The sequence below is a fragment of the Variovorax paradoxus genome (assembly GCF_022009635.1).
Lineage (GTDB): Bacteria > Pseudomonadota > Gammaproteobacteria > Burkholderiales > Burkholderiaceae_C > Variovorax.
On record NZ_CP091716.1, the window covers coordinates 6,628,604 to 6,646,227 of the forward strand.

A 17,624-nucleotide genomic window follows, 5' to 3' on the forward strand; every position below is an offset into this window, starting at 1 on the left:
GAGAATCGAACCATCGCGTTCCCAAAACGGAAACAATGGGCTCATTCACATGGACAGTCTCGATCTGATCAGAACCTTCCGGGAAGTCGCCTCCCACGGCAGCTTTTCCCAGGCAGCCAAGAGGCTCGACATGTCGAAAGCCACCGTCAGCAAGTATGTGGCGGAGCTGGAAACCCGCTTCGGCGTGCGTCTTCTCAACCGCTCCACCCGCTCCGTGAGCCTCACCGACGCCGGCCAGCTGCTGCTCGACCGCAGCACCCCGATGCTCGAGATGGTCGAGCTCACCCAGTCGGAGCTGCAGGACCGCGCCAGCCAGCCCGGCGGGCGGCTGCGCATCTCGGCGCCGCACGGCATGGGCAGCGGCGAATTCCCGAACCTGCTGGCCGACTTCATGCGCTACTACCCCGACGTGACGATCAGCCTGCAGCTGACCAACCGCACCGTCGACCTGGCCGAGGAAGGCATCGACGTCGAGCTGCGCAGCGGCCCCGTGGAAGACGCCAACCTCATCGTGCGCAAGCTGCGGCTCATGAACATGGTGGTCTGCGCCTCGCCGGTCTACTGGAAGAAGCACGGCAAGCCCGAGCATCCGCGCGACCTCGCCAGCCACGATGCCCTGACGTTCTCGCTGCTGGGCCAGCAGCCGGTCTGGCGCTTCGACGACAACGGCACGCCGCTCGACGTGCCGGTGAAAAGCCGCATGGACTGCACCGAAGGCGCGCCGCTGATCCGCGTGGCCATGCACGGCTTCGGTGTGATCTACCTGCCGTCGATCCTGGTGCAGTCGCACCTGGACCAGGGCGAACTGGTGCCGGTGCTGCAGGGCTACGCCCGCAAGGACATGTGGCTCTCGGCCGCCTACCTGCAGCGGCGCCACAACAGCGCCGCGCTGCGCGCGCTGCTCGACTTCCTGCAGACCCGCGTCGGGCCCGGCAGCACGCCGCGCAAGAGCCATTGAAAAACCCGGCAGCGCCGGGTTTTTTCATTCAGCGCGGAAACCGCTCAGCCGAGGTGCTTGGCAAAGAACGCCAGCGTGCGCTCGCGTGCCAGCTTGGCGGCGTCCGCGTCGTACGAGCCGCGCTGGTCGCAGTTGAAGCCGTGGCCGACCGGGTACACGTGCACCTCCACTTCCGGGTGCGCCTTCTTGAAGGTCTCGATGGTGTCCAGCGGAATCCAGTGGTCCTGGTTGCCGAAGTGCGCGAGCACCGGCACCTTGGGCTGGCGGGCGGTTTCCTCCGGCGTGGTCATGCCGCCGCCGTAGTACGGCGCCGCGGCCGACAGGCCCGGCAGCAGCGCGGCGGCGCGCCACACCAGCAGGCCGCCCCAGCAGTAGCCGACGATGCCGACCTTGCCCGCCTTCGACGCATAGGCGATCGATGCCTCGATGTCCAGCAGAACGCCGGGCGCCGGCAGTGCCTCGACCGCCGTCTTCAGGCCGAAGCCGTTCTTCATGTCGTCGTCCGAATAGCCCAGTTCCACGCCCTGCTTCACGCGGTGGAAGGTTGCCGGCGCCACGGCCAGGTAGCCCTCGGCCGCATAGCCGTCGGCCACCGAGCGGATGTGCGAGTTCACGCCGAAGATTTCCTGCACCACGACCACCGCGCCGCGCGGCTTGCCCGCGGGCTCGGCCACGTAGGCGGGGAAGGTGAAGCCGTCCTTGGCGGTGAGATCGATGAATTGGCCCATGTGCTGGTACTCCTAGATGGTGAATCGAATGAATGAATGAGTGGGCGCCGGGCTACGCGCGCAACGCCCGTTCGACGAAGTCCAGGCGATCTTGCCCCCAGAATATTTCGCCATCGATGACATAGCTCGGCGCGCCGAACACCTGCGTGTCGATGGCTTCCTGCGTGTATGCCTCGTAGCGCTCCTGCACCGCCTGGCTCTGCGACTGCTCGGCACGCTTGGCCGGCAGGCCGCACTCGACGACCAGCGCTTCGAGCACGTTCGGATCGCCGATGTTCCGCTCCTGCACCCACACCGCCTCGAACACGGCCGCGCACATGCGCATCGCGGCATCGGTGCCGTCGTGCAGGTCGACCGCGATGATCAGCCGCGCCGCGTCGTCCCCAGCCACCGGAAAGAACTTCGGCTTCGGGTTCAGCGGCAGTCCGAGGTGGCGCGAGAAGCGCGCCAGGTCGACCAGCCGGTAGGCCTGGCGCTGCGGTGCGCGCTTGCCCAGCGGCAGCCCGCCCGACACCGGGAAAACACTGCCCATGTCGATAGGCCGCACGCGCACCGCGGCGCCGGCTGCCTTGGCAATCGCCGCGAAGCGGGAATGCCCCAGATACGTCCACGGGCTCTGCGGAGGAAAGTAATAGTCGATCGTCTTGCTCGTGCTCATTCGCATGCCCCCGGTGATGTAATCAGCCGACGGTTTTAACTGACACGCAGTTTCTCTGCAGGAGGTAGGTTTTGGACCAGGTGCTCTTGATCACGGGCGGCGGACGCGGCATCGGCGCCGCCACCGCCCTGCTCGCCGCGAAGCGCGGCTACGCGGTCGCCGTCAACTACGCCAGCAACTCGCTGGCCGCCGACGAAGTGGTGCGCGGCATTCGCGCGGGCGGCGGCACGGCCATGTCGGTGCAGGCCGACGTGGGCGACGAGGCCCAGGTGCTCGCCATGTTCGAGAAGGTCGACGCCAAACTCGGCCGCCTCACCGCGCTGGTCAACAACGCGGGCATCGTCGACGTGCCTGCGCGCGTCGACGAAATGAGCGTGGCGCGGCTCGAGCGCATGTTCCGCATCAACGTCATCGGCAGCTTCCTCTGCGCGCGCGAGGCCGTGCGCCGCATGAGCACGAAGCACGGCGGCGCGGGCGGCGCCATCGTCAATGTTTCCAGCGGCGCCTCGCGGCTGGGCTCGCCGGGGCAGTACATCGACTACGCCGCGAGCAAGGGCGCCATCGACACCTTCACCATCGGGCTGGCCAAGGAAGTGGCGGACGAAGGCATCCGCGTGAACGCGGTGCGCCCCGGCGTGATCGACACCGAGATCCACGCCTCCGGCGGCCTGCCCGACCGCGCCGCAGCGCTCGGCCCGCAGGTGCCGATGAAGCGCGCCGGCACCGCCGACGAGATCGCCGGCGCCATCCTGTGGCTGCTCTCGGCCGAGGCCAGCTACACCACCATGGCACTGCTCGACGTCACCGGAGGCCGCTGAGCCATGAGCACATCGATGGACCTGATCAAGCCGCTGGTCACGCTGGTGGCCATCGTCAACCCGCTGGCCATCGTGCCTTTCTTCATCCACTACACGCAGGGCTACACCGACGCGCAGCGCCGGCACACGGTGCGCATGTCGGCCTTCAGCGCGTTCGTGGTCATCGCCGTGAGCGCGCTCATCGGGCTTCAGCTGCTGTCCTTCTTCGGCATCTCGATCGCGAGCTTCCAGGTCGGCGGCGGGCTGCTGCTGCTCATGAGCTCGCTGTCGATGCTCAACGCCAAGCCGGCCGAGAGCAAGACCAACGTCGAGGAGCTGCGCGCCACCGAAGTCAAGGCGTCGATGGGCGCATCGATCGCCGTGGTGCCGCTGACCATTCCGCTGCTCACCGGACCGGCCGCCATCTCCACGGTGGTGATCTACGCCGACAAGGCGCAGCACCTGTGGGAGCTGGCCATTCTGGTGGGCTACGGCGTGGTGGTGGCGCTGGCCACGGCGCTGGCGTTTTCGCTCGCGCAGCCGATCGCACGGGTGCTCGGCAAGACCGGCATCAACATCATGACGCGGCTGATGGGCCTGATCCTCGCGGCGCTCGCGGTCGAAGTCATGGCCGACGGCCTGGGCAAGCTGTTCCCGATACTGAACAAGCTCGCCTGAGCCGCCCGTCAGGCCAGCATCTTCTCGATGATCTTCCAGTGCGCCGGCTCCACCGGCGTGATCGACAGCCGGTTCCCCTTGCGCAGCACCACGAGGTCGGCCAATTCAGGCCTGGCGCGCAGCTCGGGCAGCGCCAGCAGCCGCGTCTTGCGCAGCGCCTGCACGTCCACCAGCAGCCAGCGCGGATCTTCCGGCTTGGCGCCTGCGTCGTAGTAGGGCGACTTGGGGTCGAACTGCGTCGGGTCGGGCTTGATGCCCGAGGCCACCCGCGCGATGCCGGCGATGCCCGGCTCCGGGCAGCTCGAGTGATAGAACAGCACGCCGTCGCCGACCTTCATGCCGTCGCGCATGAAGTTGCGTGCCTGATAGTTGCGCACGCCGGTCCACGCCACGGTGGCGCCGGGCGCGGCGAGCGCATCGTCGATCGAGACCTCGTCGGGCTCGGATTTCATCAACCAGAAATTGGGGGAATGGGTGGGCATGGTCCCGTCATGGTGTCACATAGTCGGACACCACCACCCACTTGCCGTCCTTGATCTGCGACAGCCGCGACTGGTCGTTGCCCAGGCGCTTGGTGGCCGTGTAGGTGCTCTTCGGGCTGCCGAACATGTCGGGCTCGAAGGTGATGCTGTCCATCGCCTTGATGAAGCTGTCGGTCGTGAGGTTCGGGCCGGCCTTGGTCGCGGCCTTGATGAACGAATCGATGATCACGTAGCCGTACACCGAGAACACCGTCGGGTCTTCGTTGAACTTGGTCTTGTACTTGTTGGCCCAGAAGCGCAGCGGCTGCGACTGCTCGTCGGTGTAGGGGTTCTGCACCGTCATGGTGGCGTAGATGCCGTCCATCGCCTTGCCGCCCAGCTTGTGGATCAGGTCGGTGTAGGCCGCGCTCGAGCCCAGGAAGGTCGGGTTGAAGCCGGTCTTGCGCGCCTCGCCCACGGTGCCGATGGTCTCGCGGATGATGGTGCCGAGCACCACGAGGTCGCAGTTGGCGGCCTTCATCTTCGCGACCTGCGAGCTGAAGTCGGTGGCGCCGCGCTTGAACGAGGTCTTCTCGGTCAGCTCCATGCCCGCGGCCTTCAGGCCCGCCTCGGCGCCGCGCTGCACCTCGAGCCCGAACTCGTCGTCCTGGTAGATGGTGCAGACCTTCTTGGCGCCCTTGTCCTTGATCATCTTCGGCAGCGCCAGCCGGATCTGGTCGTAGTAGGTGGCCGCGAACGAGTACTTCAGCCGGTTCAGCGGCTCGTACATTTCGCGCGCCGCCGTGATGGGCATGTAGTTGATGACGTTCTTGTCGAACTGCACCGGCATCGCCGCCATGTTCTGCGCCGTGCCGATGTGGCCGGCCATGATGAAAATCTTTTCCTGGTTCACCAGCTTCTGCGCCGCCAGCACGGCCTTCTTCGGGTCGTAGCCCGAGTCCTCCACGAACAGCTTGAGCTTGCGGCCGTTGACGCTGCCCTGCTCGTTGAGTTCGTCCACGCGCAGCTGCATGCCGTTGCGCGCCTGCTTGCCGAAGCCCGCGAGCGGACCCGACAGGTCCTGGATGGTGCCGATGCGGATCTCGTCCTTGGTCACGCCCTGCTGCTGCTGCGCGGACGCGAGCGTCGCGATCAGTCCCAGCACGGCCAGCGTCGTCAGTGTCTTGAGCTTCATGCGGTTGTCTCCTCGGGTTGACGGAAAAAACGAATCACCGGTACATGGCTTCTATGCGCTCGGCGTACTTGGTCTGCACCAGCTTGCGCTTGAGCTTCATCGTGGGCGTGAGCTCCTCGTCCTCGGCGCTCAGCTGCGTCTCGAGCAGGAAGAACTTCTTGATCTGCTCCACGCGCGCGAACTTGGCGTTGACGCGGTCGATCTCGCCCTGGATCAGGTCCAGCACCTCCTTCGTGCGCGTCAGGCTCTCGTAGTTGCTGAACGGCACGTCGTGGTCCTGCGCAAACTTCTCGACGTTCTCCTGGTCGATCATCACGATCACCGTGAGGTAGGGCTTCTTGTCGCCGATCACCACGGCGTCGGTGATGTAGAGGCTGAACTTGAGTTCGTTCTCCAGCTCGCTCGGCGTGACGTTCTTGCCACCTGCCGTGATGATGATGTCTTTCATCCGGTCGGTGATGCGGAAATACCCGTCCTCGTCCATCACGCCGACGTCGCCGGTGTGCAGCCAGCCTTCGGGGTCGATGGTCTCGGCGGTCTTCTCGGGCAGGTTCAGGTAACCCATGAAGACATTGGGGCCTCGCACCAGGATCTCGCCGGTGGCGGGGTCGATGCGCACTTCGTTGTAGCCGGTGGCCGGCCCGATGGAGCCGGGCTTGATGCGCGTGGCCGGCACCGCGGTGGAAGCGCCGCACGACTCCGTCATGCCCCACACCTCCAGCATCGGCACGCCGAGCGCCAGGTACCATTTCACCAACTCGGGCGAGATGGGCGCCGCGCCCGTCACGAGAAAACGCGAGCGGTGGATGCCGATGAGCTTGCGCGCGTTGTCCAGCGCCAGCAGGCGCGCCAGCCTGAACTTGAACTTGAGCCCCGCCCCGACGGGCTCGCCCGCAAGCACCTTCGCCGCAATGGCTTCGCCCACGCCGATGCTCCACTTGTAGGCGGCCTGCTGCAGCGGGCCGGCTTCCTTCAGCGCGATCATCACGCCCGAATAGAACTTCTCCCACACGCGCGGCACGGCGGTGAACACGGTGGGCGCGATCTCGCGCACGTTCTCGGGCACGGTCTCGGGGTTCTCGACGAAGTTGAGAATCGAGCCGGTGTACATCGCGAAGTACTCGCCACCCATGCGCTCGGCGATGTGGCACAGCGGCAGGAAGCACATGCGCTCGTCCTTCTCGTCCTGCGCGATGAGCGTGTTGTAGCCGCGCGCTGTGTACACCAGCCCCGCATGGCTGTGCATGGCGCCCTTGGGCTTGCCGGTGGTGCCCGAGGTGTAGACGAGGATAGCGAGGTCTTCGGGCCGGCAGGCGGCCACGGTGCGCTCCACCGCCTGCGGGTCGGTCGACAGGCGGGCGCGCCCGAGTTCGCGCAGCGCGTCGAGGCTCATCACGCCCGGATCCTCGAGGTCGCGCAGGCCCTCCATGTCGAACACCACGATGCAGCGCAGGCCCGGCAGGCCGGCGCGCACTTCGAGCGCCTTGTCGAGCTGTTCGTCGTCTTCCACGAAGAGCACGGTGGTGCGCGAGTCCTCGCAGAGGTAGTGCACCTGCGAGGCGGCGTCGGTCGGATAGATGCCGTTGGACACGCCGCCGCAGCTGAGCACGGCCAGGTCGGCAAGCACCCATTCGATGACGGTGTTGGACAGGATGGACGCGCACTCGCCCGGCGCGAAGCCGATGGACTGCAGGCCGGCCGCTATCTCGCGCACGGCGTCGGCGGTCTGGTGCCAGCTCCAGCTGCGCCAGATGCCCAGCTCTTTCTGCCGCATCCAGATGCTGTCGCCGCGCTGCTTCACGGCGTTCCAGAACATCGCGGGAATGGTGTCGCCGGGCACGACGACGTCGAGCCGGGGTTCGAAGGTGTTGAGGTCCCAGAGTCCTTGCATGGCGGTGGCTACCTCCAGGTCTTCTTCTTTTTCCAGCGCCGCTCGCCGCGCACGCCGTCGTCCTTCACGCCGAGGTAGAACTCCTTGATGTCTTCCTTTTCCCTCAGGCGTTCGCAGGAGTCTTCCATCACGATGCGGCCGTTCTCGAGCACGTAGCCGTGGTCGGCGGCATTGAGCGCCATGTTGGCGTTCTGCTCGACGAGGAGGATGGTGGTGCCGCGCTCGCGGTTGATGCGCACCACGATCTCGAAGATTTCCTTCGTCAGCTTGGGGCTGAGGCCGAGGCTGGGCTCGTCCAGAAGAATGAGATGCGGCGCCGCCATGATGGCGCGCGAGATGGCGAGCATCTGCTGTTGCCCGCCTGAAAGAAGGCCCGCGTCCTGCGTCGCGCGTTCGCGCAGGATGGGGAAGTAGGCATAGACGGTCTCCATGTCCCGCGCCACGCCGTCGCGGTCCTTGCGGGTGTAGGCGCCCATCAGCAGGTTGTCTTTCACCGAAAGCAGCGGAAAGACTTCGCGGCCTTCGGGCACATGGCTCAGGCCCTGCTGGACGATGTAGGCCGGGTCCTTGGCGGTGATGTCCTTGCTCTGGAATTCGATGCTGCCTTTTCTCGGGTCGATGATTCCGGAGATCGTCTTCAGGATCGTCGTCTTGCCTGCGCCGTTCGAGCCCAATACCGTTGCGATCTCGCCCTGCCGTACTTTCAGGCTCACGCCTCTGATGGCCTTGATGGGGCCGTAAGCGCTCTCCACGTTGAGCAACTGGAGCACGATGTCGCTCATCTTTGTCTTCCTGCGTTCGGGGAGCGGCGCTCAGAGTGTTTCCACCCTAGCCAAGCCCGGTGTGCGGTGCGGGGCGGGTGCCCCCTCTGTGCCGCCGAGGAGCGCAGCGTTTCGCGGACAAGGGCTCGCAGCTGTTTGAGCGAAGCGAGTTCTGCGAGACCCCGCGAAACGCGAGCACCGCAGGGGAGCCGCGAAGCGGCCGGCATAGTGGGGGCGCCCGCCCCGCACCGCATACCGGGCGTCCCCAAAGAGGCAACGAACGAAGCATTCACGCCGCCACCCTCCTCAAACTGCTCACGTCATCCACAGTCCCAAGGTAGGCCTCGACAACACGCGGATCAGCCTGCACCTCACCAGGAGAGCCGGTAGCCAGTACCTCCCCCTGGTTCATGGCAAGCACCCGGTCGGACACTTTGGAAACAAGCGACATGTCGTGCTCGACCATCAGCACGGACACCCCCAGCTCATGCTGGATGTCCTGGATCCAGAACGCCATGTCCGCCGTCTCTTCGACATTGAGCCCCGACGACGGCTCGTCGAGCAGCAGCAGCTTGGGTTCGGTGCACAAGGCACGCGCCAGCTCCACCACCTTGCGAACGCCATAAGGCAACCCCGCCACCATCGAATCGCGATGATGCTGCAGGTCCAGCAACTCGATCACCTGCTCCGCCTTCTCGCGCGCCGCGATCTCCGCGCGCCGCGTCGCGGGCGTGAAGAACACCTCGCTCCAGAACCCCGTCTGCCGGTGCGTGTGGCGGCCGATCAGCAGGTTGTGCAACACCGTCGCATGCTCGAACAGCTCGATGTTCTGGAACGTGCGCGCAATGCCCAGCGCCGCGATCGCATGCGGCGCCTGCTGCGTCAGCGCGAGCGGGCCGCCCTCTTCGCCATGCCAGGTGATCTCGCCCGTGGTCGGCGTGTAGATGCGGCTGATCAGGTTGAACACCGTCGTCTTGCCAGCGCCGTTCGGCCCGATCAGCGTGAACACCTCGCCGCGCCGCACGTCGAAGCTCACCTTGTTCACCGCAAGCACGCCGCCGAAGCGCACGCTCAGCTCCTTCGCGGAAAGAAGAATGTCACCGCTGCTCATCTCAGGCGATCCGACTTGGTGAACGACTTCTGCCGCTTGAACAACCCCTTGCGGTAGAACGGAAAGAGCTGCAGCCAGGTGCGCACCTTGAGCCAGCGCCCGTACAGCCCCAGCGGCTCGAACAGCACGAAGGCGATCAGCACCACGCCATACACCAGCCCCTGCAGCCCCGGTGCCTGCCCGATGGCCTCGGGCAGCCAGTCCTTGCCGATGGAGATCAGCTGCGGCATCGCGATCAGGAAGATCGCGCCCAGGAATGCGCCGTGCACCGAGCCCAGCCCGCCGATCACCACCATCAGCAGCAGGTCGATCGATTGAAGGATGCTGAACTGGTCCGGCGAGATGAAGCTCAGCTTGTGCGCATACAGCGCGCCGCCCAGCCCCGCGAGCGCGGCCGAGATCGCGAACGACATCGTCTTGTAGCGCGCCAGGTGAATGCCCATGCTCTGCGCCGAGATCTCCGAATCGCGGATGGCGACGAAGGCCCGCCCCGTCGGCGAGCGCAGCAGGTTCAGGATGCCCAGCGTGGCCAGCACCGCCACCACCAAGCACAGGAAGTAGAAGCCCTCGCCCGAACCCAGCGACCAGCCGAAGAGCTGCGGCGACTTCACATGCAGCCCGGCGTTGCCGCCCGTCACGCTCTCCCAGCGCGCGAACACCTCCTCCACGATGAAGCCGAACGACAGCGTGGCAATGCCCAGGTAGATCCCCTTCACGCGCAGCGCCGGCAGCGCGACCACCACGCCCACCGCCGCCGACAGCGCCGCAGCCGCGACCAATGCGAGCGGAAACGGCACGCCCAGATTCGTCAGCACACCCTGCGTGTACGCCCCCGCGCCCAGGAACGCCGCATGCCCGATGGAGAACTGCCCGGTAAAGCCGGCCAGCAGCATCAGCCCCAGGCCGACGATGCCGTAGATCAGCACGAAGGTCAGCTGCGCGAGCCAGTACTCGTCGATGACCCACGGCGCGGCCAGCAGGAACGCCACGAGCAGGCCATACCAGAACATGTGGCCGCCGTGACGCGCGAGGCGGATGTCCTGGTCGTAGCTTGTCTTGAAGATGAAGCGCATATGGGACTTACACCTTCTTGCGGAGCTTTTCGCCGAACAGCCCGTTGGGCTTGATCATGAGCATCAGCAACACCACGATGTACGGCGCCGTGTCCTTGAAGCCGTCCGGCAGGTAGAAGCCCGCGAACGACTCGACGATGCCGATGACCAGCCCGCCGACGATCGCGCCGGGCAGGCTGCCGAAGCCGCCCACCACCGCCGCCGGAAAGGCCTTGAGCCCGATGAAGCCCATGTTCGCGTGCACGAAGGTGATGGGCGCGAGCAGCATGCCCGCAATCGCCGCCACCGCCGCCGCCAGGCCCCACACCAGCCCGTTGAGCCGCTTCACCGGAATGCCCATGTAGTAGGCCGCCAGCTGGTTCTGCGACGAGGCCTGCATCGCGATGCCGAGCTTGCTGTAGCGGAACATCGCGAACAGCAGGCCGCACAGCACCGCGGTGGCGATGATGATCGCGAGCTGCTCCAGGTTGACCACCAGCTCGCCCAGCTTCCAGATCTGGTCCTTGTAGGGCACGGCCAGCGTGTGGGTCTCGGTGCCGATGCCGGGCACCATGGTGATGACACCACGCGCCACGTAGGCGATGCCGATGGTCAGCATGACGATGGAGAACTGCGGCTGCCCCAGGATCGAGCGGATCACCACCAGCTCCAGCAGCACGCCGAAGGCCGCCATCGCCACCACCGCGAGGATGGCCGCGAGCCAGAACGGCATGCCGAACAGCGACATGCCCGCGAACGCGCCGAAGGCGCCCAGCATCATCAGGTCGCCCTGCGCGAAGCTCACGGTCTCGGTGGCCTTGTAGATCAGCACGAAGCCCAGCGCGATCAGGCCGTAGATGCAGCCCTGCGCGATGCCCGACAGCAGCAGTTGAAGAATCTGCATGCCCGCCGCCCGCGCTACTGACGGAAGCCGCCGGCCAGGTCGTGCAGCGCGAGGCGGCGCGAGCCGGCCACGATGTCGCTGGGCTTGAGGCCGTAGACCTGGCGGATCGAATGGCTGAAATGCGTGGAGTCGGGGTAGCCGGTGTCGAGCGCGATGTCGGTGAGCGTGCTGCCCTGCTGCACGTAGCGCAGCAGGCTGCGCGCGCGCTTCCATGCGCGGAAGGCGCGGAAGGCCATGCCGGTCTCCTGCTTGAACAGGTGCAGGAAGCGCGAGAACGACAGGTGCACCGACGCGGCGCACTCCTCGGCCGACATCGGCGTGGCGGGGTCGGCGTTGATGGCGTCGGCCACCTTGCGGATGCGCGCGTCGAGCACGCGCGGCGCGAGCGCCTCGCCGAAGAACAGCGCGTCGAAGTCGAAGCCCTCGAAGTTCATGCCGCGCGCAGAGGCGGCCAGCAGGTGCGCATGCGCCTCGCGCACGCGCTGCACGAAGGCCGGCGCATCGACCGGGCCGCAGTGCTGCAGGAAGGCCGGCAGGCGCGCGGGGTCGACCGACTCCGACTCCACCAGCAGGTTGAAGATCAGCGGATGCGCGCTCTCCACCTGGTGCGGCACGTGCGGCGGCACGACGATGAATTCACCGGTGAGCCACGCGCCGCCGCCGACGCGGATGCGGTTCGGCGGCGCGCCGGCGGGCGACACGTACACGCCGTGCCCGCCCATCGTGCGTTCGGCGGCCGCGCCGAGCAGGCCGGCGTAGAACACGCGGTGCGGCGTGAGCCACATCAGGCGCTCGCCCTGCCGTGCGGCGCCGCTTGCCGCCGGCGTCGTCCTCGTTCGCTGCATGGTGCTTGTCTCCTGCATCGGTGGACTGCCGCTTCGAGGCGGCGTCCTTTGTTGGCTGGATCGTAGCGGCGCGGGCCGCCGGCGCGGCATCGATTTGCGCGGGGACTTTCCCTAGGCTTCGGCGAAGGCCCGGCGCAGTTCGGCGGCGCACAGCGCCACTGCGGTGTTGGCCTCGTCGAGCACCTTGCCCATGGGCACGAAGCCGTGGATCTGGCGCTCGAAGCACACGTACACGGCGCGGTTGCCGGCGGCGGTGAGCGCGTCGGCATACGCGGCGCCCTCGTCGCGCAGCGGGTCGTAGCCGGCGGTAAGCACCAGCGCGGGCGGCAGCTTCGACAGGTCCGCGTGCAGCAGCGGCGAGGCGCGCCAGTCGAGGTCCTGCGCCGGATCGGTGATGTAGTGGTCGTGGAAGTAGGCCATGGTGTCGCGGGTCAGCAGGTAGCCCTGGCCGTTGGACTGGTGCGAGGGATGGCCGCGGCGCATGTCGGTGGCCGGGTAGATCAGCAGCTGGAAGGCCACGGGCAGGTCGCCCGCATCGCGCGCGGCGATGGCCACCGCCGCCGCGAGGTTGCCGCCCGCGCTGTCACCGCCCACCGCCAGGCGGCTCGCGTCGAGCCCCAGCGTCGCGGCCTCGCGGCGTACCCAGCGGGTGGCGGCCAGCGCGTCGTCGAAGGCGGCTGGGAAGCGGTGCTCCGGCGCCATGCGGTAGTCGACCGCAACCACCGCGCAGCCCGCGCCGTTGGCCAGCTCGCGGCACAGCACGTCGTGCGTGTCGAGGTCGCCGATGACCCAGCCGCCGCCGTGGTAGTACACCAGCACGGGCAGCGGGCCCACGCCGGAGCCCATCGGACGGTACAGGCGCACCGGGATGGTGCCGTGCGGCCCGTCGGCGGCGAGGTCGCGCACCTCGGCCACTTCGGCCGGTAGCGGCTGGGTGGCGGTGCGGCGGTCGCGGTAGAAGGCCCGCGCGTCGGCCGGCGAAAGCGTGTGGGTCGGCGGAATGCCGCGCGCCTCGATGAAGTCGAGCAATGCGCGCGCCTGGGGATGCAGCATGGTGTCTCCGGTGGATTCGCCCGACCATGCCCGTGCCATCGCGGCGCGGCTTGCGGAAACTGGCTATGCCTTGCGGGGTTTCACGCGCGAAGCGGCTTCCTTGGCCAGCTTGCGGGCCGTGTCGGTGTCGGCCGCGTGCACCAGCGCCACGCCCATGCGGCGCTTGGTGAAGCTCTCGGGCTTGCCGAACAGGCGCACTTCGCTGCCGGGCACCTGCAGCGCATCGGCCACGCCGTCGAATGCGATGCCGGTGGCGTCCACGCCGCCGTAGATCACGGCGCTGGCGCCCGGGCTCTTGAGCGAGGTGTCGACCGGCAGGCCGAGGATGGCGCGCGCATGCAGCTCGAATTCGTTCTGCCACTGCGTGGCCATGGTGACCATGCCGGTGTCGTGCGGGCGCGGGCTGACTTCGCTGAACCACACCTCGTCGCCCTTCACGAAGAGTTCCACGCCGAACAGGCCCTGGCCGCCCAGGTCTGCGGTGACGGCCTGCGCGATCTGCTGCGCCTTCGCGAGCGCGGCGGGGGCCATGGGGTGCGGCTGCCAGCTTTCCACGTAGTCGCCGCTGACCTGCACATGGCCGATGGGGTCGCAGAACTTCGTTTCCACGCTGCCTGCGGCATCCTTGGCGCGCACGGTCAGCAGGGTGATCTCGTAGTCGAAGTCGATGAAGCCTTCGACGATCACCCGGCCATGGCTCACGCGGCCGCCGGCCATGGCGTAGTCCCAGGCCTTCTGCACGTCGGCCGGGCCGTCGATCTTGCTCTGGCCCTTGCCGGAGCTGCTCATCACGGGCTTGACGATGCAGGGGTAGCCGATGCCCGCATCGATGGCGGCCTGCAGCTCGGCCAGCGAGTCGCAGAACTTGTAGGGGCTGGTGGGCACGCCCAGCGTCTCGGCGGCCAGGCGGCGGATGCCTTCGCGGTCCATCGTGAGGCGGGCGGCGCGGGCGGTGGGAATCACGCGCACCACGCCGGCGTCTTCGAGCTGCTGCAGCATGGGCGTGGCGATGGCCTCGATCTCGGGCACCACCAGCGCGGGCTTCTCGGCCTCGATCAGCGCTTTCAGCTGCTCTGGGTCGCTCATGGTGATGGTGCGCGCATGGTGCGACACCTGCTGGCCGGGGGCGTTCTCGTAGCGGTCGACGGCGATGGTCTCGACGCCGAGGCGCTGCAGGGCGATCAGCACCTCCTTGCCGAGTTCACCGGAGCCGAGCAGCATCACGCGGGTGGCGGAGGGAGAAAGGGGGGTGCCGAGGGTGGTCATGGTCACGGGACAGGAAGATGGGGGAAGAAAAGCAACCGCAGCACTGTAAGCCACCCGCCGGCCCCCGGTGTCACGCGCGGCAACGGCGGGGGTGCGGGGCTGATCCACAATCGATGCTCCCTGCCGCGGCGCTCGCCCCCGCGCACCCCGTTTTTTTGTTTCTTCAAGGAGTTTTCTCATGGCTATCCAGACTGTCGGCATCATCGGCGCCGGAACGATGGGCAACGGCATCGCGCAGGCCTGCGCGGTGGCCGGCGTGAAGGTGGTGATGGTCGACATCGCCCAGGCGGCGGTCGACAAGGGCCTGGCCACGGTGTCGGGCAGCCTCGACCGCCTGATCAAGAAGGAAAAGCTCACCGCCGAGCAGAAGACCGCCGCGCTGGCGCTCATCCAGGGCTCCACCAACTACGAAGACCTCAAGAGCGCGCAGCTGGTCATCGAGGCCGCCACCGAGAACCACGCGCTCAAGCTCAAGATCCTCAAGCAGGTCGACGAGATGCTGGCGCCCGAGGTCATCATCGCCTCGAATACCTCGTCCATCTCGATCACGCAGCTGGCCGCCGCCACCTCGCGCGCCGACCGCTTCATCGGCATGCACTTCTTCAACCCGGTGCCGATGATGGCGCTGGTGGAGCTGATCCGCGGCTACCTCACGAGCGACGCCACGCACGACACGGTGAAGGAACTGGCCGAGCGCCTGGGCAAGTCGCCGATCACGGTGAAGAACGCCCCGGGCTTCGTGGTCAACCGCATCCTGGTGCCGATGATCAACGAGGCTTTCTTCGTGCTGTCCGAGGGCATCGCCACGGCGGAAGACATCGACGCCGGCATGAAGCTGGGCTGCAACCAGCCCATCGGCCCGCTGGCGCTGGCCGACATGATCGGCCTGGACGTGTGCCTGGCGGTGATGGAGGTCTACCTCGAGCAGTTCGGCGACTCCAAGTACCGCCCCTGCCCGCTGCTGAAGGAAATGGTCGCCGCCGGCCAGCTCGGCCGCAAGACGGGCCGCGGCGTCTACACCTACTGAGCAACAGAACCATAACAACACGGAGACAAGACCGATGACCGCGACCCCCACCACCCCGCCGGCGGAAGGCTGCATCGACACCCAGGTGCTCGACCACGTGCTGCTGATCGGCATCAACCGCCCCGCCAAGCGCAACGGCTGGACGCCGCCGATGTTCAAGCAACTGGCCGAGGCCTACACCCGGCTCGACGACGACCCGAACCTGCGCGTGGGCGTGCTGCACGCGTTCGGCGACCACTTCACGGCGGGCCTGGACCTGCCGGCGGTCACCGAATACATGAAGCGCGGCGAGAAGGCGATTCCCGCCGGCCTGGTGGAGCCGCACGACTTCGGCCTGCCCGGCTACCGCCGCCGCACCAAGCCGATGGTGGTGGCCGTCAAGGGCATCTGTTTCACGGTGGGCATCGAGCTGATGCTGGGCGCCGACATCGTGGTGGCGGCCGACAACTGCCGCTTCTCGCAGATGGAAGTGCAGCGCGGCATCATGGCCACGGGCGGTGCCACGCTGCGCATGGCCGAGCGCGCCGGTGTGGGCAACGCGATGCTGCACCTGCTCACGGCCGACGAGTTCGACAGCGCCGAGGCCTATCGCCTGAACTTCGTGCAGAAGGTGGTGCCGGCCGGACAGGAGCTCGACGCGGCGCTGGCCATCGCCCAGCGCATCGCGGCGCAGGCGCCGCTGGCGGTGGTGGCCACGCGGCTGAACGTCATCAAGGCGGTGGAGCAAGGTCCGCTGGCCGCGGTGTCGGAATTCATCGAGACGCAGAAGCGCCTGTCGAACAGCGAAGACGCCGCGGAGGGCGTGCGCTCCTTCGTCGAACGCCGTCCGGCCCGCTTCAGCGGCCGCTGACCCGGTTTCGACTCACCTCCAGACAAAAACAATCACCATGCCTCTTTCCACAGCACGCACGGCGCTTGCCGCCGCCCTCACCCTGCTCGCAGTGAACACCACCAACGCACAGACGCCCGCGCCCGCCGCGCTGCCCGACCCCGCGGCCACCTCGGTCGATGCGATGGGCTGGATGAAGGGCTTCCCGCCCCCGCCCGACAAGCTCATCACCTTCGACAACCCGGCCGGCGGCGTGTTTCCGCGCACGCGCTGGAGCTTCTCGCACGTGCGCGAGACGGTGCCCACCGCCAACGTGTGGCGTGGCGCAGGCGCGGCCAGCCCGCTGCCGTCGGCAACTTCGCCGGTGCAGATCGAGGCCGTGACGTTCAAGCCCCTTGGAAGTACAGGCAGCGACCAGACGCTCAACTTCGCCCAGATGATCTCCGGCACCTACACCGACGGCATCCTCGTGATGCACCGCGGCAAGGTGGTCTACGAGAAGTACTTCGGCGCGCTCACGCCCGAGCGTCCGCACATCGCGATGTCGGTCACCAAGTCCTTCGTGGGCACGCTGGCGGCCATCCTCGCGGACGAAGGCAAGCTCGACCCGGCCGCGCCCGTCACCAAGTACATCCCCGAGCTGAAAGACACCGCATACGGCGACGCCACCGTGCGCCAGGTGATGGACATGACCGTGGGCGTGCACTACTCCGAGAACTACGCCGACCCCAAGGCCGAGATCTGGGACTACGCCCGCGCCGGCGGCATGCTGGTGCAGGGCCCCGGCTATGCGGGTCCGAAGTCGTTCTACGAATTCCTCGTCACGCTGAAGAAGGAAGGCGAGCACGGCGACGCCTTCGCCTACAAGACGGTCAACGCCGAGGTGCTGGCCTGGATCGTGCGCCGCGCCAGCAACCAGTCGCTGGCCGACCTGCTGAGCGAGAAGATCTGGCGCCGCATCGGCGCCGAACAGGACGCGTATTTCATGGTCGACCGCATCGGCACCGAGTCGGGCGGCGGCGGCCTGAACACTGTTCTGCGCGACCTGGTCCGCTTCGGCGAGACCATGCGCAACGACGGCCGCGCGTCCAACGGCCAGCAGGCCATTCCGAAGGCGGTGGTGGAAGACATCCGCCGCGGCGGCGACCCAGCCAAGTTCGTCAAGGCCGGCTACCCGCTGCTGCAGGGCTGGTCGTACCGCGACATGTGGTGGGTCTCGCACAACCCGCATGGCGCCTACATGGCGCGCGGCATCCACGGACAGAGCATCTACGTGGACCCGAAGGCCGAGATGGTCATCGTGCGCTACGCCGCGCACCCGGTGGCGGCCAACGGCGCGAACGACCCGCTGACCCTGCCCGCGTTCCAGGCGATGGGCGAGGCGCTGATGCGCCGCTGACGAGCCCCGCG

At 67.4% G+C, this 17,624-nt stretch carries 18 protein-coding genes; 6 read left to right on the top strand and 12 right to left on the bottom strand.

Annotated elements, in window-relative coordinates:
* Window positions 1-49: 49 nt before the first annotated feature.
* Entirely contained in the window at window positions 50-958 is a 909-nt protein-coding gene (locus L3V85_RS31075; RefSeq protein WP_237676439.1) for a LysR family transcriptional regulator, read from the top strand.
* 44 nt (window positions 959-1,002) lie between these two features.
* Here the strand turns inward: L3V85_RS31075 and L3V85_RS31080 are convergent, their stop codons facing one another.
* Together L3V85_RS31080 and L3V85_RS31085 are read right to left on the bottom strand one after the other, a co-directional pair.
* The gene (locus L3V85_RS31080) at window positions 1,003-1,686 is read right to left on the bottom strand and encodes a dienelactone hydrolase family protein (protein WP_237676440.1); all 684 of its coding nucleotides are present in this window, start codon (window positions 1,684-1,686) and stop codon (window positions 1,003-1,005) included.
* Between the two features lie 52 nt (window positions 1,687-1,738).
* Window positions 1,739-2,344 (bottom strand): 2-hydroxychromene-2-carboxylate isomerase, encoded by a 606-nt coding sequence (locus tag L3V85_RS31085; RefSeq protein WP_237676441.1) that lies wholly within the window; start codon window positions 2,342-2,344, stop codon window positions 1,739-1,741.
* Window positions 2,345-2,415: 71 nt separating this feature from the next.
* Between L3V85_RS31085 and L3V85_RS31090 the strand changes: the two genes are divergently transcribed.
* Both L3V85_RS31090 and L3V85_RS31095 read left to right on the top strand, forming a co-directional pair.
* Window positions 2,416-3,162 (top strand): SDR family oxidoreductase, encoded by a 747-nt coding sequence (locus L3V85_RS31090; protein WP_237676442.1) that lies wholly within the window; start codon window positions 2,416-2,418, stop codon window positions 3,160-3,162.
* 3 nt (window positions 3,163-3,165) lie between these two features.
* Complete coding sequence (locus L3V85_RS31095) at window positions 3,166-3,819, top strand: MarC family protein (protein ID WP_237676443.1); 654 nt, start codon at window positions 3,166-3,168, stop codon at window positions 3,817-3,819.
* An 8-nt stretch (window positions 3,820-3,827) separates the two neighbouring features.
* Here the strand turns inward: L3V85_RS31095 and L3V85_RS31100 are convergent, their stop codons facing one another.
* The 10 genes from L3V85_RS31100 to purT form a co-directional block, all read right to left on the bottom strand.
* Entirely contained in the window at window positions 3,828-4,301 is a 474-nt protein-coding gene (locus L3V85_RS31100) for an EVE domain-containing protein (protein ID WP_237676444.1), read from the bottom strand.
* 7 nt (window positions 4,302-4,308) lie between these two features.
* Complete coding sequence (locus tag L3V85_RS31105; RefSeq protein ID WP_237676445.1) at window positions 4,309-5,475, bottom strand: ABC transporter substrate-binding protein; 1,167 nt, start codon at window positions 5,473-5,475, stop codon at window positions 4,309-4,311.
* A 34-nt stretch (window positions 5,476-5,509) separates the two neighbouring features.
* Window positions 5,510-7,366, bottom strand: coding sequence for an AMP-dependent synthetase/ligase (locus L3V85_RS31110; RefSeq protein ID WP_237676446.1), 1,857 nt, complete (start codon window positions 7,364-7,366; stop codon window positions 5,510-5,512).
* Window positions 7,367-7,374: 8 nt separating this feature from the next.
* A complete protein-coding gene (locus L3V85_RS31115) occupies window positions 7,375-8,148 on the bottom strand; it encodes an ABC transporter ATP-binding protein (protein WP_237676447.1) in 774 nt (257 codons plus the stop codon).
* A gap of 268 nt (window positions 8,149-8,416) precedes the next feature.
* Complete coding sequence (locus L3V85_RS31120) at window positions 8,417-9,238, bottom strand: ABC transporter ATP-binding protein (protein ID WP_237676448.1); 822 nt, start codon at window positions 9,236-9,238, stop codon at window positions 8,417-8,419.
* Window positions 9,235-10,311 carry a branched-chain amino acid ABC transporter permease gene (locus tag L3V85_RS31125; protein WP_237676449.1) on the bottom strand — a complete coding sequence of 359 codons (1,077 nt, stop codon included), beginning with the start codon at window positions 10,309-10,311 and terminating at the stop codon, window positions 9,235-9,237. Before L3V85_RS31125 ends, L3V85_RS31120 begins: the two co-directional genes overlap by 4 nt.
* Window positions 10,312-10,318: 7 nt before the next feature.
* Window positions 10,319-11,194 (bottom strand): branched-chain amino acid ABC transporter permease, encoded by an 876-nt coding sequence (locus L3V85_RS31130; RefSeq protein WP_237676450.1) that lies wholly within the window; start codon window positions 11,192-11,194, stop codon window positions 10,319-10,321.
* Window positions 11,195-11,208: 14 nt separating this feature from the next.
* Entirely contained in the window at window positions 11,209-12,039 is an 831-nt protein-coding gene (locus L3V85_RS31135) for a helix-turn-helix domain-containing protein (protein ID WP_237676451.1), read from the bottom strand.
* A gap of 111 nt (window positions 12,040-12,150) precedes the next feature.
* Entirely contained in the window at window positions 12,151-13,092 is a 942-nt protein-coding gene (locus L3V85_RS31140) for an alpha/beta hydrolase (protein ID WP_237676452.1), read from the bottom strand.
* Between the two features lie 63 nt (window positions 13,093-13,155).
* Window positions 13,156-14,358, bottom strand: coding sequence for a formate-dependent phosphoribosylglycinamide formyltransferase (gene purT / locus L3V85_RS31145; RefSeq protein ID WP_237676453.1), 1,203 nt, complete (start codon window positions 14,356-14,358; stop codon window positions 13,156-13,158).
* Between the two features lie 178 nt (window positions 14,359-14,536).
* On the opposite strand from purT, the gene L3V85_RS31150 reads away from it, so the two are divergent.
* The 3 genes from L3V85_RS31150 to L3V85_RS31160 are packed head-to-tail and all read left to right on the top strand — an operon-like array spanning window position 14,537 to window position 17,613.
* On the top strand, window positions 14,537-15,385 hold the full coding sequence (locus L3V85_RS31150; protein WP_237676454.1) for a 3-hydroxybutyryl-CoA dehydrogenase: 849 nt from the start codon (window positions 14,537-14,539) through the stop codon (window positions 15,383-15,385).
* Between the two features lie 34 nt (window positions 15,386-15,419).
* Window positions 15,420-16,235, top strand: a complete 816-nt coding sequence (locus L3V85_RS31155) for a crotonase/enoyl-CoA hydratase family protein (RefSeq protein ID WP_237676455.1) — start codon at window positions 15,420-15,422, stop codon at window positions 16,233-16,235.
* A 37-nt stretch (window positions 16,236-16,272) separates the two neighbouring features.
* A complete protein-coding gene (locus L3V85_RS31160) occupies window positions 16,273-17,613 on the top strand; it encodes a serine hydrolase domain-containing protein (protein ID WP_237676456.1) in 1,341 nt (446 codons plus the stop codon).
* The last annotated feature ends 11 nt before the right edge of the window (window positions 17,614-17,624 follow it).

Coding starts and splice junctions, on each gene's coding strand:
- L3V85_RS31075 (WP_237676439.1), top strand. CDS start 50: ATGGACAGTCTCGATCTGATCAGAACCTTCCGGGAAGTCGCCTCCCAC.
- L3V85_RS31080 (WP_237676440.1), bottom strand. CDS start 1,686: ATGGGCCAATTCATCGATCTCACCGCCAAGGACGGCTTCACCTTCCCC.
- L3V85_RS31085 (WP_237676441.1), bottom strand. CDS start 2,344: ATGAGCACGAGCAAGACGATCGACTATTACTTTCCTCCGCAGAGCCCG.
- L3V85_RS31095 (WP_237676443.1), top strand. CDS start 3,166: ATGAGCACATCGATGGACCTGATCAAGCCGCTGGTCACGCTGGTGGCC.
- L3V85_RS31100 (WP_237676444.1), bottom strand. CDS start 4,301: ATGCCCACCCATTCCCCCAATTTCTGGTTGATGAAATCCGAGCCCGAC.
- L3V85_RS31105 (WP_237676445.1), bottom strand. CDS start 5,475: ATGAAGCTCAAGACACTGACGACGCTGGCCGTGCTGGGACTGATCGCG.
- L3V85_RS31110 (WP_237676446.1), bottom strand. CDS start 7,366: ATGCAAGGACTCTGGGACCTCAACACCTTCGAACCCCGGCTCGACGTC.
- L3V85_RS31115 (WP_237676447.1), bottom strand. CDS start 8,148: ATGAGCGACATCGTGCTCCAGTTGCTCAACGTGGAGAGCGCTTACGGC.
- L3V85_RS31120 (WP_237676448.1), bottom strand. CDS start 9,238: ATGAGCAGCGGTGACATTCTTCTTTCCGCGAAGGAGCTGAGCGTGCGC.
- L3V85_RS31125 (WP_237676449.1), bottom strand. CDS start 10,311: ATGCGCTTCATCTTCAAGACAAGCTACGACCAGGACATCCGCCTCGCG.
- L3V85_RS31130 (WP_237676450.1), bottom strand. CDS start 11,194: ATGCAGATTCTTCAACTGCTGCTGTCGGGCATCGCGCAGGGCTGCATC.
- L3V85_RS31135 (WP_237676451.1), bottom strand. CDS start 12,039: ATGCAGCGAACGAGGACGACGCCGGCGGCAAGCGGCGCCGCACGGCAG.
- L3V85_RS31140 (WP_237676452.1), bottom strand. CDS start 13,092: ATGCTGCATCCCCAGGCGCGCGCATTGCTCGACTTCATCGAGGCGCGC.
- purT (WP_237676453.1), bottom strand. CDS start 14,358: ATGACCACCCTCGGCACCCCCCTTTCTCCCTCCGCCACCCGCGTGATG.
- L3V85_RS31150 (WP_237676454.1), top strand. CDS start 14,537: ATGGCTATCCAGACTGTCGGCATCATCGGCGCCGGAACGATGGGCAAC.
- L3V85_RS31155 (WP_237676455.1), top strand. CDS start 15,420: ATGACCGCGACCCCCACCACCCCGCCGGCGGAAGGCTGCATCGACACC.
- L3V85_RS31160 (WP_237676456.1), top strand. CDS start 16,273: ATGCCTCTTTCCACAGCACGCACGGCGCTTGCCGCCGCCCTCACCCTG.